The sequence below is a fragment of the Nitratireductor sp. L15S-10 genome, from assembly GCF_045011005.1.
Classification (GTDB): domain Bacteria; phylum Pseudomonadota; class Alphaproteobacteria; order Rhizobiales; family Rhizobiaceae; genus Nitratireductor.
Genome location: NZ_CP120674.1, coordinates 2,020,002 through 2,034,742, shown reverse-complemented (window position 1 = coordinate 2,034,742; position 14,741 = coordinate 2,020,002). Strand labels below are relative to the sequence as shown.

General features: G+C 59.4%; 17 protein-coding genes and 4 tRNA genes. 4 read left to right on the top strand and 17 right to left on the bottom strand.

Going from position 1 to position 14,741, the window contains the following annotated elements:
• Positions 1-112: 112 nt before the first annotated feature.
• From rplL to P2W41_RS09665, 10 genes are all read right to left on the bottom strand, one after another.
• Complete coding sequence (gene rplL / locus P2W41_RS09710; protein WP_229450906.1) at positions 113-490, bottom strand: 50S ribosomal protein L7/L12; 378 nt, start codon at positions 488-490, stop codon at positions 113-115.
• Positions 491-541: 51 nt separating this feature from the next.
• A complete protein-coding gene (gene rplJ, locus P2W41_RS09705) occupies positions 542-1,060 on the bottom strand; it encodes a 50S ribosomal protein L10 (RefSeq protein WP_292895783.1) in 519 nt (172 codons plus the stop codon).
• Positions 1,061-1,403: 343 nt separating this feature from the next.
• Complete coding sequence (gene rplA / locus P2W41_RS09700) at positions 1,404-2,108, bottom strand: 50S ribosomal protein L1 (protein ID WP_292895785.1); 705 nt, start codon at positions 2,106-2,108, stop codon at positions 1,404-1,406.
• A gap of 4 nt (positions 2,109-2,112) precedes the next feature.
• On the bottom strand, positions 2,113-2,541 hold the full coding sequence (rplK, locus tag P2W41_RS09695) for a 50S ribosomal protein L11 (protein ID WP_065815247.1): 429 nt from the start codon (positions 2,539-2,541) through the stop codon (positions 2,113-2,115).
• Between the two features lie 137 nt (positions 2,542-2,678).
• Positions 2,679-3,206, bottom strand: a complete 528-nt coding sequence (gene nusG / locus P2W41_RS09690) for a transcription termination/antitermination protein NusG (protein ID WP_229450902.1) — start codon at positions 3,204-3,206, stop codon at positions 2,679-2,681.
• A 29-nt stretch (positions 3,207-3,235) separates the two neighbouring features.
• Positions 3,236-3,439 (bottom strand): preprotein translocase subunit SecE, encoded by a 204-nt coding sequence (gene secE, locus P2W41_RS09685; RefSeq protein WP_007010606.1) that lies wholly within the window; start codon positions 3,437-3,439, stop codon positions 3,236-3,238.
• A gap of 301 nt (positions 3,440-3,740) precedes the next feature.
• A tRNA-Trp gene (locus P2W41_RS09680) sits at positions 3,741-3,816 on the bottom strand.
• A gap of 461 nt (positions 3,817-4,277) precedes the next feature.
• Complete coding sequence (gene tuf, locus P2W41_RS09675) at positions 4,278-5,453, bottom strand: elongation factor Tu (protein ID WP_292895767.1); 1,176 nt, start codon at positions 5,451-5,453, stop codon at positions 4,278-4,280.
• A gap of 224 nt (positions 5,454-5,677) precedes the next feature.
• Positions 5,678-5,751 (bottom strand) — tRNA-Gly (locus P2W41_RS09670).
• A gap of 30 nt (positions 5,752-5,781) precedes the next feature.
• Positions 5,782-5,866: transfer RNA gene (locus tag P2W41_RS09665), tRNA-Tyr, on the bottom strand.
• A gap of 184 nt (positions 5,867-6,050) precedes the next feature.
• Here P2W41_RS09665 and P2W41_RS09660 point away from each other — a divergent pair.
• Positions 6,051-6,905, top strand: coding sequence for an RNA methyltransferase (locus P2W41_RS09660; protein WP_292895792.1), 855 nt, complete (start codon positions 6,051-6,053; stop codon positions 6,903-6,905).
• A 48-nt stretch (positions 6,906-6,953) separates the two neighbouring features.
• Positions 6,954-7,412, top strand: coding sequence for a nuclear transport factor 2 family protein (locus P2W41_RS09655; protein WP_404933032.1), 459 nt, complete (start codon positions 6,954-6,956; stop codon positions 7,410-7,412).
• A 112-nt stretch (positions 7,413-7,524) separates the two neighbouring features.
• Here P2W41_RS09655 and P2W41_RS09650 read toward each other — a convergent pair.
• Positions 7,525-7,600 (bottom strand) — tRNA-Thr (locus P2W41_RS09650).
• 160 nt (positions 7,601-7,760) lie between these two features.
• Between P2W41_RS09650 and P2W41_RS09645 the strand changes: the two genes are divergently transcribed.
• Positions 7,761-8,534: an NAD kinase gene (locus P2W41_RS09645; RefSeq protein ID WP_292895796.1), complete on the top strand. Its 774-nt coding sequence runs from the start codon at positions 7,761-7,763 to the stop codon at positions 8,532-8,534.
• Between the two features lie 164 nt (positions 8,535-8,698).
• Positions 8,699-10,099: a DEAD/DEAH box helicase gene (locus tag P2W41_RS09640; RefSeq protein WP_404934957.1), complete on the top strand. Its 1,401-nt coding sequence runs from the start codon at positions 8,699-8,701 to the stop codon at positions 10,097-10,099.
• Positions 10,100-10,174: 75 nt separating this feature from the next.
• On the opposite strand, the gene P2W41_RS09635 is transcribed toward P2W41_RS09640, so the two are convergent.
• The 6 genes from P2W41_RS09635 to sufC all read right to left on the bottom strand — a co-directional run bounded on the left by P2W41_RS09635 (position 10,175) and on the right by sufC (position 14,720).
• Entirely contained in the window at positions 10,175-10,441 is a 267-nt protein-coding gene (locus P2W41_RS09635) for a TfoX/Sxy family protein (protein ID WP_404933031.1), read from the bottom strand.
• 70 nt (positions 10,442-10,511) lie between these two features.
• Positions 10,512-10,892, bottom strand: a complete 381-nt coding sequence (gene sufA / locus P2W41_RS09630) for a Fe-S cluster assembly scaffold SufA (protein ID WP_292895800.1) — start codon at positions 10,890-10,892, stop codon at positions 10,512-10,514.
• A gap of 89 nt (positions 10,893-10,981) precedes the next feature.
• On the bottom strand, positions 10,982-11,380 hold the full coding sequence (locus P2W41_RS09625) for an SUF system Fe-S cluster assembly protein (protein ID WP_404933030.1): 399 nt from the start codon (positions 11,378-11,380) through the stop codon (positions 10,982-10,984).
• 5 nt (positions 11,381-11,385) lie between these two features.
• Positions 11,386-12,627 (bottom strand): cysteine desulfurase, encoded by a 1,242-nt coding sequence (locus tag P2W41_RS09620; RefSeq protein WP_292895804.1) that lies wholly within the window; start codon positions 12,625-12,627, stop codon positions 11,386-11,388.
• Between the two features lie 56 nt (positions 12,628-12,683).
• Entirely contained in the window at positions 12,684-13,955 is a 1,272-nt protein-coding gene (gene sufD, locus P2W41_RS09615) for a Fe-S cluster assembly protein SufD (protein ID WP_404933029.1), read from the bottom strand.
• 9 nt (positions 13,956-13,964) lie between these two features.
• On the bottom strand, positions 13,965-14,720 hold the full coding sequence (sufC, locus tag P2W41_RS09610) for a Fe-S cluster assembly ATPase SufC (RefSeq protein ID WP_292895808.1): 756 nt from the start codon (positions 14,718-14,720) through the stop codon (positions 13,965-13,967).
• Between the last annotated feature and the right edge of the window lie 21 nt (positions 14,721-14,741).

Sequence of the window (14,741 nt, the reverse complement as noted above, 5' to 3'; positions counted from 1 at the left end):
ATAAAAACCCGTTTCCTGAAAGCCGCTTGCGGCCTACAGGAAAGAGGTTTGGATTCCGTCTTCAGTGTTCCGGCCCGCACAGATCGGAAATCCGTGCGGCCCGGACGCCGAATTACTTCAGCTCAACCTTGGCGCCAGCGCCTTCGAGCTGCTCTTTGATCTTCTCGGCTTCGTCCTTGGACACGCCTTCCTTGATCGCCTTCGGAGCGGACTCAACGAGGTCCTTGGCTTCCTTCAGGCCGAGACCCGTGATGCCGCGAACTTCCTTGATGACGTTGATCTTCTGGGCGCCTGCATCGGCGAGAACGACGTCGAATTCGGTCTTCTCTTCGGCAGCTTCGCCACCGGCAGCACCGCCTGCAGCAGCGGCAACAGCCACCGGAGCAGCAGCGGAGACGCCCCACTTCTCTTCAAGCATCTTCGAAAGCTCAGCCGCCTCGAGGACGGTAAGGCTCGACAGGTCTTCAACGATCTTAGCAAGATCAGCCATTGTACATTTCCTTTTGTGTTCGAACTGTGTTGTTGGTCTTGAGGACCGGCATCACGCCGCCTCGTCCTTCTTGGAATAGGCGCCGAAGACGCGCGCGAGCTGACCCGCGGGCGCGTTGACGACCTGTGCGATCCGGGTAGCCGGCGTCGAAATCATGCCGACCAGCTTCGCCCTGAGCTCGTCCAGCGACGGCAGCGAGGCGAGTGCCTTCACACCGTCGGCGTCGAGCGCGGTCTCACCCATGGCACCGCCGAGAATGACAAGCCTGTCATTGCCCTTGGCGAAGTCATTGGCGACCCTAGGAGCGACAACCGGATCGTCCGAATAGGCAATCAGGGTCTGGCCTTCGAAAAGGGCCTGAATGCCTTCGGACGGGGTTCCCTGAAGGGCGATTTTGGCGAGACGGTTTTTCGCAACCTTGACTGTGCCACCTGCGCCGCGCATCTTCGAACGAAGATCGTTCATCTGTGCGACGGTCAGACCGGCATAGTGGGCCACGACGACCGAACCGGTGTTGCTGAACACCTGATTCAGATCCGCGACGAATTCGCGTTTTTCCGCTCTGTCCACTGCCTTCTCCATTTGACGGAAAGTCCCGAAAGACGCATCCGCCGGTTTGCCTTTTGCCGCAGGGCATCCGCAAACTCGGATCACCCAAGCGACGCTCGAGGATCCTGTCCCCTTTCGCCAACCGGAATTCCGGCATCGGACAAAAGGCCAACACGGTTCGAACCTTCAAACGGGGCAAGCCCCGGTCTCCGGTCCCACCCGTCTCATGCAGACCCCGAAAAGGGATTAAGGCGAACCGCCTGCAATCTCGGACAGGATGTTCCGGAAGTTTCCTTCCGGCTTCCACACCCGAGGGTGCGGAAAGTCTTGGGGAAGGCGCCAGAGCGCCCTCCCCGAAATCTTATCAGGACGCAGCCGTCAGGCTCGCCACATCAATGCGCAGGCCAGGGCCCATGGTCGAGGTGATGGCAACCTTCTTCAGGTAGTTGCCCTTGGCACCCGCCGGCTTCGCCTTGATCACGGCATCCGCAAAAGCGCGTACATTCTCAGCGATGGCCTTGGCATCAAAAGAAGCCTTGCCGACGCCGGCATGCACGATACCGGCCTTCTCGACGCGGAACTCGACAGCGCCGCCCTTGGAAGCCTTGACCGCAGCCGTAACGTCCGGCGTCACGGTGCCAACCTTCGGGTTCGGCATCAGGCCACGCGGACCGAGCACCTTACCGAGACGACCGACCAGCGGCATCATGTCCGGCGTCGCGATACAGCGATCGAAATCGATCTCGCCCTTCTGGACGATCTCCACCAGATCCTCGGCACCGACGATGTCGGCACCGGCAGCCTTGGCCTCATCTGCCTTGTCGCCCTTGGCGAACACGGCAACGCGAACCGTACGGCCCGTGCCGTTCGGCAGATTGACGACGCCGCGAACCATCTGGTCCGCATGACGCGGGTCGACGCCGAGGTTCATCGCGATCTCGATGGTCTCGTCGAACTTCGCGGTTGCACGGTCCTTCAGAAGCGCAACGGCCTCATCGAGAGCGTATTCCTTGTCACGGTCGATGCCTTCGCGCGCCTTTGCGATGCGCTTGGAAAGTTTCGTCGCCATATCGTCAGCCCTCCACTTCCAGGCCCATGGAACGCGCGGAACCCTCGACCATGCGCATGGCCGCATCGACGTCGTTCGCGTTCAGGTCTTTCATTTTGGCTTCTGCGATTTCACGCACCTTGTCGCGCGAAATCTTGCCAGCAACCGACTTGCCCGGCTCCTTGGAACCCGACTTCAGGTTGATCGCCTTCTTGAGGAAGTAGCTCACCGGCGGAGTCTTCATCGTGAAGGTGAAAGACTTGTCCTGATAGTAGGTCACGACGACCGGGATCGGCGACCCCTTCTCCATCTCCTGGGTCTGCGCATTGAATGCCTTGCAGAACTCCATGATGTTGATGCCACGCTGACCAAGCGCAGGACCGATCGGGGGCGACGGCGTCGCCGAACCCGCGGGAACCTGAAGCTTGAGCAGGCCTGCAACTTTCTTAGCCATATCTCATCTGCCTTGTCGTTCACGCCGACCATCCTGCAAAGGATCGGCCGGCACCTGCAGTTTGGTGGTCCGGAAATCAGCAGCCGGCTAAGCCACCCTTCCCTTCCACCGACGAAGCCCCTCAAAGGGCAACACGGTCAGCCCTTTTCGACCTGACCGAATTCCAGATCGACGGGCACGGCCCGTCCAAAAATCGAAACCTCGACCTTGAGTCGCGAGCGCTCCTCGTCCACTTCCTGAACGGAACCGTTGAACGAAGCAAAGGGGCCGTCGGCCACACGCACCTGTTCGCCGATTTCGAAGGTGACCGAGGGCTTGGGGCGTTCAACACCCTCCTGAACCTGGGTCAGGATGCGCTCGGCCTCCGCCTCGGTGATCGGCACCGGCTTGGAATCGCCAAGAAAGCCGGTCACTTTCGGCGTGTTCTTGATCATCGAGAAGACGGCATCGGTGAGCTGCGCCTTGACGAGAACATAGCCGGGGAAAAACTTGCGCTCGGCATCGACCTTGCGGCCACGGCGCACTTCCACCACCTTCTCGGTCGGAACGACAACCTGCTCGATCTTGCCGGTCAGCCCTTTCTGGCGGGCCTGCTCCTCAATGGATTCGGCAACCTTCTTCTCAAAGTTGGAATAGGCGTGGACGATGTACCAACGCGCAGTCATTTCAATCGCACTCCGTCAATCGTCCAGTGTCAGGCGCCAATGCCAAGGATGAGCTCGATACCGTAGGCCATGAGCTGGTCGGCAGCGAAGAAGAAAATCGCCGCCAGTGTGGCGAATGCGATGACCATCACTGTAGAGATCAGTGTCTCACGCCGCGAGGGCCACGTTACTTTCGCGGTTTCGGACCGAACCTGCTGAAGAAACGTGAAAGGATTCGTGGTTTTCGACGCCATATGCCGCTCTTGGTTCTGAAGCCTGGCAAGCCAGGTTATTTATTGTCCCCGATCGGATCGGGAGAGATGCAAGGGGCTGACAAAGCCGCCCCAAAAGCCGCGGAAGAAACATAAAAACCGAATCGATTCTCATATTCCACCCATACGACAAAGGCGCGTAAAGCCGCTTTCCCGGCTCCACGCACCGCGTGTCTGTTTGACCTACATAGAACCGAAGTCCGATTCTTGCAAGCCCCCACTGGAGATTGTGGCTGCAAGCCGCCCAAAAGGCGATCCGGTCCGGTTCTTCAATGCGATGTCCTGGCAGGGGCAGAGGGGCTCGAACCCCCGACCTGCGGTTTTGGAGACCGCCGCTCTACCAACTGAGCTATACCCCTATCGGCGCCCTTATTGCCCAAACGCATTTTCAGTTCAAGAAGTAGTTTGCCTTCATTCGCCGAAAACCTCACTTTTTTCGCGGACTTTTCAACGCGCAGCTTTTGTTCGCTCCCGTGCCTGGGGCGTTTTCAAAGATACAGCGTTTTTCAGGCGGCGTGCCGCATTTGCGGTGGAGATTTTTGAAACTGACGCACTTCCCATCCGGTGCGCGATATCCGGGACCGCCCTTACAGCCGCACCCTTTGCACGGCGGGCGTTCGGGACAGTTTCGCGCCGCCGATACCTGCGGCAGGCCCGCAAACACGAAAACGATCAACAGGCCAAGAAGCACTCTCGCCATTGTCCCTCACCCTTCAGTCCCCTCACCCTTCAGGCACAAAAAACGGGGCGCTGTATCCAGCGCCCCGCCTGAAAATCATAGGTGTCGCCATCGTCATTTGTGACAATGGCTCCTGCCTGATCACTCAGTGATCGATGCGACGATGCCGGCACCGACGGTGCGGCCGCCTTCACGGATAGCGAAGCGCAGCTTCTCTTCCATGGCGATCGGCACGATCAGCTCGACGTCGACCGTCACATTGTCGCCCGGCATCACCATTTCCGTGCCTTCCGGAAGGTGAACGATGCCCGTCACGTCCGTCGTACGGAAGTAGAACTGCGGGCGGTAGTTCGTGAAGAACGGCGTATGACGGCCGCCCTCTTCCTTCGTCAGGATGTAGGCTTCTGCCTTGAACTTCGTGTGCGGCGTCACCGAACCGGGCTTGGCCAGAACCTGACCGCGCTCAACGCCCTCACGCTCGACACCGCGCAGAAGCGCACCGATGTTGTCGCCGGCCTGACCCTGGTCGAGAAGCTTGCGGAACATCTCAACGCCCGTGCAGGTCGTCTTCGTCGTCGGACGGATGCCGACGATCTCGATTTCCTCGCCGACCTTGATGATGCCGCGCTCGACGCGACCCGTAACAACCGTGCCGCGGCCCGAAATCGAGAACACGTCCTCGATCGGCATCAGGAACGGCTGGTCAACCGGACGCTCGGGCGTCGGAATGTAGGCGTCAACCTCGGCCATCAGCTTGCGGATCGCGTCCTCGCCGATCTCCTTGTTGGAGTCTTCAAGAGCAGCAAGCGCCGAACCCTTCACGATCGGAATGTCGTCGCCCGGGAAATCGTAGGACGAAAGAAGCTCGCGAACCTCAAGCTCAACAAGCTCCAGAAGCTCTTCATCGTCAACCTGGTCCACCTTGTTCAGGAAAACCACGATCGCCGGAACGCCAACCTGGCGGGCAAGAAGAATGTGCTCGCGCGTCTGCGGCATCGGGCCATCGGCAGCCGAAACAACCAGGATCGCGCCGTCCATCTGAGCCGCACCCGTGATCATGTTCTTCACATAGTCGGCGTGGCCGGGGCAGTCCACGTGCGCGTAGTGACGCGCATCCGTCTCATACTCCACATGCGCCGTCGAAATCGTGATCCCGCGCGCCTTCTCTTCCGGTGCGCCATCAATCTGGTCATAGGCGCGGAACTCGCCGAAATACTTCGTGATCGCTGCCGTCAATGACGTCTTGCCGTGGTCAACGTGACCAATCGTGCCGATGTTCACATGCGGCTTCGTACGCTCAAATTTACCTTTGGCCATTGCAACTTCCTTTGGCGCCGTGGATGCGTTTGGGTTTTAGATGCGGGGCGATTACCGACAAAGTCGATAAATTACAAGCCCCTTTACCATCTCAGGGGTCATCGCGCGCCTTTTGGCTGCGCAAACGCCACGAAGCCACCCGCTGCGGCTGAACATTCTCGCCGATGCCAAGAGAGACAGGCAACGCAAAGACGTTCAAACGAAGTCGAAAACACGGAGTAAGCTGGAGCGGGTAGCGGGAATCGAACCCGCATATTCAGCTTGGAAGGCTGCTGCTCTACCATTGAGCTATACCCGCCGGGTTCGCTTCGCTGGCTCTGATCGACGGTGGTGGAGGGGGCTGGATTCGAACCAGCGTACGCATAGCGAACGGATTTACAGTCCGTCTCCTTTAACCACTCGGACACCCCTCCGTTTCCGTCGGAGCTTCAGCGACGTGGCGGAATTTCGAAAGGCAAATCGCCCTGCTCCGTTCCGCGATGCGCCTTATGACGAGGCCGCTCACCGGTGTCAACCGCCTGTCGCAATTCTTCGTCGAAAAACTTTCATCCTGTAAATCCGGTTTCCAGAATGCCGCCGCCGGACTATAGAAACGCCATGAGCGACGATCAAAATTCCAGAACCCCGAAAGACAGCCATTATGCCCGCCTGCGGCGCGCGCACAGAGAGCGCGCCGCGCAGAAGCGCGGAGGAAAAGCCCCTGTTCACGCCGACATCAATACCGACGATGGCATTGTCCGCCTCTACGGCCTCCATACCGTTCGCGCAGCTCTCGAAAACCCGCAACGTCGAATCAGGCGCCTCTATGTCACCCGAAACGCTTCCGCGCGTCTGGAACTGAATGACCTGACGTCCCTGCCCTTTCCGGTCGAAACGGTCGAACCGCGCGAGATTGACCGGCTTGTCGGGCCTGATGCGGTCCATCAGGGGGTGCTCCTGGAAGCCGAGCCTCTGAGCCACAAGCCGCTTCGGGATCTGGACGGGGCCGCTCTCGTCCTCGTGCTTGATCAGGTCACGGATCCGCACAATGTCGGCGCCATCATGCGTTCTGCCGTGGCTTTCGGCGTGAACGCCCTGGTGACGACTGCGCGCCACAGCCCGGCCGAATCCGGCGTTCTTGCCAAGGCAGCCTCCGGCGCGCTCGAACATATCGACCATCTGACGGTCCGCAATCTCGCCGAGGCACTCGAGGAGCTTTCCCAGGCCGGATTTCAGACAATTGGGCTCGATTCCGAAGGCCCCGAGCCGCTGGAAAACACGTTCCAGGCGGACCGGATCGCTCTGGTGCTGGGGGCAGAAGGAAAAGGCCTTCGGCAAAAAACCCGTGAAACCGTCTCCGCCCTGGCGCGCCTGGACATGCCTGGAGCCATCAGATCGTTGAATGTGTCGAATGCGGCCGCGGTCTCACTCTACGCTGCCTGCAGGCATCTGAACATCATTTCAGGCGGATGAAACCCTGGCATCGGTGCGGGATTTCCGTATTGCCCCGTTGCCGATAGAATGGCGGCGTTGACAGAACACAATCGTACGGGACTGGGGATGCCAATGAGGCTGCACCGCTTACAGTTGATCATTGCCGCCATGGCCTTGACCGTCTCCCAATCCCTGGGTGAGGAGAACAAGGTCCTGGCAGGTTGGTTCGATGCCCTGCGCACCGCGGACCAGCAGGCGCTCTCCGACCTGTTGTCCGATGATGCTCTGATCATTCTCAACGACATCGGAATTGAACAGACAAAGGAAGAATTTCTCGAATCCATCGACGCGTGGGAGGAAGCCACTGGTAACGGCTCCGGCATCCGTTATCGTGTAGACGAGGAAACGAACGATGAAGCAGTCGTCACCGTCTGCTATGATTTTCCCAGCAACTCCGTTCTCACGAACGAACGGTTTATCATCAGGGAAGCAAAGATAAAGGAAAGCCGTCAGACCCAGATCGGCGAGAGCTGCGACGAATTCTAAGCGACCTGCTTCTAGGCGTTCTGCTGCGCACCGCTGCTTTCGGCACGAGGTTGTCACCCATGTCCTGGGTACGATCTGTTACCCATGTCTCCGGGCCGGACAACGGAAAGGATGGTGCCCCCGGACGGACTCGAACCGCCGACCCCCTGATTACAAATCAGGTGCTCTACCAACTGAGCTACAAGGGCATCCGGCGCTCCGTTAGCACAAAGTGCGCGAGAGTAAAATCAAAACTGGCATCGACCATATACGATCCCCACATGAATGCGAGTTCGATTGCCTTTGCAGGCGAACCTTCACGTGCTAACCGATAGCAGCCCGCCGCTAATCCAAGGCAGTCCGATTGCCATGACCCAACAACCAATGGCCCTCGCCTTCGTTTCCGCCGACACCGACAATGCCCGGGAAGCGGCGAAGCGGTTGTCAGCGCTCTACGGCCAGGAACGCCCCGAGGACGCCGACGTCATCGTGGCGCTCGGCGGTGATGGCTTCATGCTGCATATACTCCGTGAAACGATGGGAGCGGGAAAGCGCATCTATGGGATGAATCGCGGCTCGATCGGCTTTTTGATGAACGAATACCGTGAGAACGGTTTACGAGAGCGGGTCGCCGCAGCAATTCCTGAAACCGTACGCCCCCTCCAGATGGAGGCTCTGGACGCCGATGGCAACAAGGTCAGGGCAGTTGCCGTCAACGAGGTTTCACTTCTGCGTCAGTCTTACCAGGCGGCCAAGATCCGGATTGCCATCGATGACAAGGTACGCCTCGAAGAGCTGATATGTGACGGCGTAATGGTTGCAACGCCCGCCGGCTCCACAGCCTATAATCTTTCCGCGCACGGCCCAATCCTTCCGCTTGATGCGCCGCTTCTTGCACTCACTCCGGTCAGTCCGTTTCGTCCGCGCCGCTGGCGTGGCGCACTGCTCTCCAACCAGGCGACCGTGCGTTTTGACATTCTCGAGCCTGAAAAGCGGCCGGTGAATGCGGTCGCCGACCATACCGAGATCAAGTCGGTCGTGTCAGTCATGGTTCGCGAATCGCACGAGGAAACCGTTACCGTGCTGTTCGACGAAAGCCATTCGTGGAACGAACGCATCCTTTCCGAGCAGTTCCGTTACTGAACAATAGCTGACTTTACGGCAAGTGATCTGTTGACATCGAACGCTCCAAGCCGTACGCCCTCGAGGGATTCGAGGTTCCAAGGCCTCACAAGGCGGCACTACGCCGCAGAAACAAAGACAGCCGAAACGTGCCAGCAGAAGAACAAGACACCGCTCAGGAAGCGTTGACATTTTCCGATCTGGGTCTGTCCCAGAAGGTCCTCTCCGCCGTGGCCGATGCGGGCTACACGCAACCCACACCGATCCAGGCAGGCGCAATACCGCATGCTCTGGGCGGCAAGGATGTTCTGGGGATTGCTCAGACGGGCACCGGAAAGACAGCATCCTTCGTCCTGCCCATGCTTACGCGACTGGAGCGCGGACGCGCCAGGGCACGCATGCCCCGGACACTCATTCTGGAACCGACACGGGAACTCGCCGCGCAGGTCGAGGAGAATTTTGTCAAATATGGCAAAAACCACCGGCTCAACATCGCGCTTCTGATCGGTGGCGTTTCATTCGACGAGCAGGAGAAAAAGCTGGAGCGCGGCGCCGATGTGCTGATCGCAACACCTGGTCGCCTTCTTGATCACTTCGAGCGCGGAAAACTGCTTCTGACGGGTGTCGAGATTCTTGTTATCGACGAGGCAGACCGTATGCTCGACATGGGCTTCATCCCCGACATCGAGCGCATCTGCAAGCTGATACCCTTCACACGGCAGACCCTCTTCTTCTCGGCCACCATGCCGCCTGAGATCACCAAGCTCACCGAGCAGTTTCTACAGGCGCCGGTGCGTGTCGAGGTCTCGCGCCCGGCGACCACCGCCACGAACATCACCCAGCGTTTTGTCAAATGCGGCGCGAAGCCCTGGGAGAAACGCGAGCGCCTGCGGTCGCTGATCGATTCTCAGGGCGACACGCTGAAGAACGCGATCATCTTCTGCAACCGCAAGAGTGAAGTGGCGACGCTCTTCCGCTCTCTCGTTCGTCACGAGTATGACGCCGGCGCGCTCCATGGAGACATGGATCAGCGTGCGCGAATGACGATGCTGGAGAACTTCCGCAAGGGCAATCTGAAGCTGCTCGTCGCGTCTGACGTTGCCGCGCGCGGACTCGATATCCCCGCTGTGAGCCACGTGTTCAATTTCGACATTCCCACCCACGCCGATGACTATGTGCACCGGATCGGCCGTACCGGTCGTGCAGGCCGCGAGGGCGCTGCCTTCACGCTGATCACCAAGGCTGATCGCAAATACATGGATTCAATCGAAAAACTGATTGGCCAGGAAGTCGAATGGCTGGACGGTGATTTGTCCACATTGCGCGCGGACGAAAGTGCCGACGACGACAAGCGCGGCCGCGGAACAAAGCGCAGTGGGAAAGCCGATACGGCAGGGGACGAGAGAAAGTCCTCCGGAAAGAAATCGCGCAAGCGCGACATCAAATCCGAAAACGCCGAACGCAAGGCGAAACAGGACAAGCCGGAGCAGCCCAAAGAGCAGCGTCGCCATCAACGCGAGGACGACACAACAGTCGGCTTCGGTGAGGATGTGCCCGCTTTCATGAAGATCCCGGTGAAGACCTGAATCAGAGCTGCATCATTCGATAAACAACGCCGTTGCCGGTATTTTCCTGCAGCGGCTTTTTTTTTACGAGACGAGCTACTTTTTCCCGCTTCGCACGCTCGCCTCGAAGGCGCGGTGAGCCCAGAGCGTCATTTCATCAGGATCATCAATCGCGCTCTCAGGGATCGACCAGTAAGGCATGGCGACTGGTCCGCGCCCTCTCCCGCCGACAGGTATCCATTGCCTGGAACCACTGGTCAGGAACATCGGGACGGTCTGGGCGTCAGCCTTCAGCAATATCTCGCCATTGACCTGCAATGCGAAGACGATGCCCTGATGGTAAATTCCCTTGCCGCCGAACATGGGTCGGATCGTAACCGGGCCAAGGCCCGCAAACATATCACGTATGGCGTCGTCGTCCACAGAGAGTCTGTCAGGCAGTACCGCGCGCTTCGGCAAGCGCCTTCAGGTCTGCAGGCTTCAACTCGATGGACTCGCCGCAACCACAGGCCGATGTCTGGTTGGGATTGTTGAACGTGAAGCCGGTGCGAAGCTTGGTGACCTCGAAGTCAAGCTCGGTGCCAAGCAGAAAAAGGGCAGCCTCCGGGGCGACATAAACATGCGCACCCTCATGTTCCACATGGTCATCCTTGGGGTCCGCCTCGGTGACGAGGTCCACCGTGTATTCCATGCCCGCGCAGCCGCCCTTCTTGATGCCGACGCGCACACCGATCGCGCCTTCACGGACGGCAACGATCTCGCGTACGCGGCTAGCAGCCGCGTCGGTCATGGTCATCACTTGAAATCGGCTCATCAAATTCTCCATTCACGGCGAGTGAAAGGCTCGCGGAAAGGTTCTCTTCTCAAGATGGGCAAGAACGCGCAGCGTTGCAAGTGCAGACCTCAGTACCAGCCAACGGCGAACTGGGCTTCCTCGGACATGCGATCGGGTGTCCAGGGCGGATCGAAAACCATCGTCACTTCAACGTCGCTGACACCTTCTACCGTGCTTACGGCATTTTGGACCCAGCCGGGCATTTCTCCGGCCACCGGGCAGCCCGGAGCGGTCAGTGTCATGTCGATTTTTACCGAGCGGTCATCCTCGATATCGACTTTGTAGATCAGGCCGAGCTCATAGATGTCGGCAGGGATTTCGGGGTCGTAGACGGTCTTCAGCGCGCTGACGATGTCATCTGTCAGGCGTGCAAGCTCTTCCTGCGGAATGGACGACGTCCTGGCTTCCGTTTCCTGCGGGGCCGTGGTCCCGGCCGTCTGCTCGGTATCCTGCGGTGTTTCAGTCATCTTGTTCACCCGAAAAAACGCCGCGCTTTCTCAAGCGCTTCAGCGAGGGCGTCGACCTCCTCGCGTGTGTTGTACATGCCGAACGATGCACGGCATGTGGAGGTCACGCCAAAATGTTTCAAGAGCGGCTGCGCGCAATGCGTCCCGGCTCTGACGGCAACGCCGGCCCGGTCTATCACCATTGACACGTCGTGCGCATGGATGCCCTGAAGCTCAAAAGAGACTATAGCCCCTTTGCCCGGAGCATTGCCGAAAATACGCAGTGAGTTGATGCGGCCAAGCTGCTCATGCGCGTAGCGCACAAGGTCCGCCTCATAAGCTGCGATCGCCTCCCGGCCAATGCCTTCGATATAGTCCAGTGCCGCGCCAAGCCCGATGGCCTGCACGATCGGCGGCGTGCCCGCCTCGAAGCGGTGCGGCGGATCATTGTAAGTGACATTGTCGAGTGTCACATCCTCAATCATCTCTCCGCCGCCCTGGAAGGGCCGCATGGCCGCAAGGCGATCTTTCTTGCCGTAGAGCACGCCAATGCCCGAAGGACCGTAGAGCTTGTGCCCGGTGCAGACATAGAAATCGCAATCGAGCGCCTGCACGTCGACCGGGAGATGAACGGCCCCCTGGCTGCCATCGACGAGAACCGGAATGCCACGCTCATGCGCGATCTGGATGATCTCTTTGAGAGGTGTGACCGTGCCGAGAACATTCGACATATGCGTGATCGCGACAAGCCGCGTGCGGTCGGTCAGCGTCTTCTCGAAAGCCTCGACCGTGAGCGCGCCTTCCTCATCGACCGGGATCCAGGAAAGCCTGGCGCCATGGCGCTCGCGCAAAAAATGCCATGGCACGATATTGGAGTGATGCTCCATGATCGACAGAACGATTTCATCGCCCTCGCCGATATTGGGCATCGCATGGCCGTAGGCGACGGTGTTGATCGCCTCGGTGGCCGACTTGGTGAAAATGATCTGATCGGTGCTCTCCGCATTCAGGAAGCGCCGAACCGTTTCACGCGCCTTTTCATAGGCGTCCGTGGCAGCGTTCGAGAGAAAGTGCAGGCCGCGATGAACATTGGCGTATTCATTGCTGTAGGCATGCGTAATCGCATCGATGACCGCCTGCGGTTTCTGCGCCGATGCGCCGTTGTCGAGATAAACGAGCGGTTTGCCGTAAACCTCGCGCGCAAGGATGGGGAAATCCCGGCGAACGGCCTCAACGTCATAACGCATAGTTTCGACCTTCTGGTCCATTTCGAACCCCGCGTGCCCGCCCTTCTTCCAGAAAGGCGGGCGTGAGTGGTTTAGAATTAGCCGTGCTCGGCGAACCAGTCGACCAGCCGGGCCTCCAGCGCCTCGATCACGGTTTCGTCCTCGAGCTCCTCGATCACCTCGGCGACGAACGCCTTGACCAGCAGACCGCGTGCGGTTTTCTCGTCGATGCCGCGCGCCATCAGGTAGAAGAGATGCTCTTTCTCAATATCGGTCACTGTCGCGCCGTGGCCGCACGCCACATCGTCGGCGAAGATCTCGAGTTCCGGCTTGGAAGAGAACCCGCCATCATCGGACAGCAACAGCGTGTTGCAGGCCATCTTGGCATCGGTCTTCTGGGCGACCTTCGCAACGCGGATCTGGCCCTGGAACACGCCATTGGCCTTGCCCGTGACAACATTGCGGAAGGTCTCGGTGGAAACCGTGTCGGGTGCCAGGTGATCGAGCACCATGGTCACATCGCAATGGGTCTCACCGCCAAGCAGGTTCACGCCGCGAAGCCTGAACTCGGAGCCCTCGCCCCGCGCTGCAACCTTGACCTCCTGACGAACCAGCCTGCCGCCACTGTTGAGGATGAAGAGCGTAAGGCTCGCATCCTTGCCCAACGAAGCGGTGAACTGGCCAAGATAGGCCGCATCGTCCGGCTGCTCCTGAAGCAGAATCCAGAACACATGCGCGCCATCGGCGACATCCAGGTGGGTGACGGAAGAAGCAAGCGCATCGCCAACACCGGTCTGACGCTCAATAATGGTCGCCTTTGAGCCGGCTGCCGCGTTGACCACGAAACGGCCATGCACCTGACCGCCCGCATGGATATTCTGAAGCTCGACAGGACGATCGAGCTCAGCACCTTCGGCAATGTCGAGCCAGTAGCCATCCGAAACAAAGGCCGCATTGATCGCACCGACTGCATCGAATCGGTCGGAGGGCGTCAGCCATTCGGCAGACAGTGCGCCTTCCTGAAGCTTGTCGGCGAGCGTGGCAACGGTGAGCCCTTCGGGTCCCGCCGGGCGACCATGTGAGGCGCCGTTCAGCACCGGCAGAATGAGCGCGTTTTCGATCAGCGGCGCAACGGCCTCGGCATTGGCGACCGGCTTGAAATCCGGAACCACGGAAAGAAGCCGGCGCAGATCCGTGTAGTGCCAGGCTTCGACACGGCGCGTGGGCAGGCCCTGCTTGAGAAGCTCGAGTGCCTCATCGCGACGGACGGTGACGTCGGCATCACCCGGCAGGTCGGAAAAACGGCTGGAATAGCCGTTGACCAGCGCCGTCTCGGCCTCCGTCAGCGTGTTTTGAGCATGAAGGTTCATCTCATCACCTCAAGCGGCTGCGTCAATGACGCCGGCATATCCGTTCTTCTCCAGCTCCAGCGCCAGATCCTTGTCGCCAGACTTGATGACCTGGCCGCGGTAGAGAACGTGAACCGTGTCCGGAACGATGTAGTCGAGAAGGCGCTGGTAATGGGTGATCACCAGCACGGCGCGATCAGGCGAACGCAGGGCGTTTACGCCATCGGCAACAATCTTCAGCGCATCGATGTCGAGGCCGGAATCGGTCTCGTCAAGAACGCAGAGTTTTGGCTCCAGAAGCTTCATCTGCAGGATTTCAGCCCGCTTCTTCTCGCCACCGGAGAAGCCGACGTTGAGCGGACGCTTGAGCATGTCCATGCTCATCTCCAGCTCGTCGGCGGCAGCACGAACCCGCTTCAGCATCTCAGGGATCTTCAGCTCTTCCTCGCCGCGCGCCTTGCGCTGTGCATTGATGGCGGTCTTGAGGAACTCCATCGTGGCAACGCCCGGGATTTCGAGCGGGTACTGGAAAGCGAGAAAAATGCCGGCGGCAGCACGCTCGGCCGGGTCCATCTCCAGAATGGACTCACCATTGTAGAGGATCTCGCCCTCGGTCACCTCGTAATCGTCACGACCGGCAAGGATGTAAGACAGCGTCGACTTGCCGGAGCCGTTCGGCCCCATGATCGCGGCCACTTCGCCGGCCTTCACAGACAGGTTGAGGCCACGGATGATCTCGGTGCCATCCTCGGCGATGCGGGCGTGCAGGTTTTTGATCTCAAGCATGATTTTTTCCAAACAAATGCG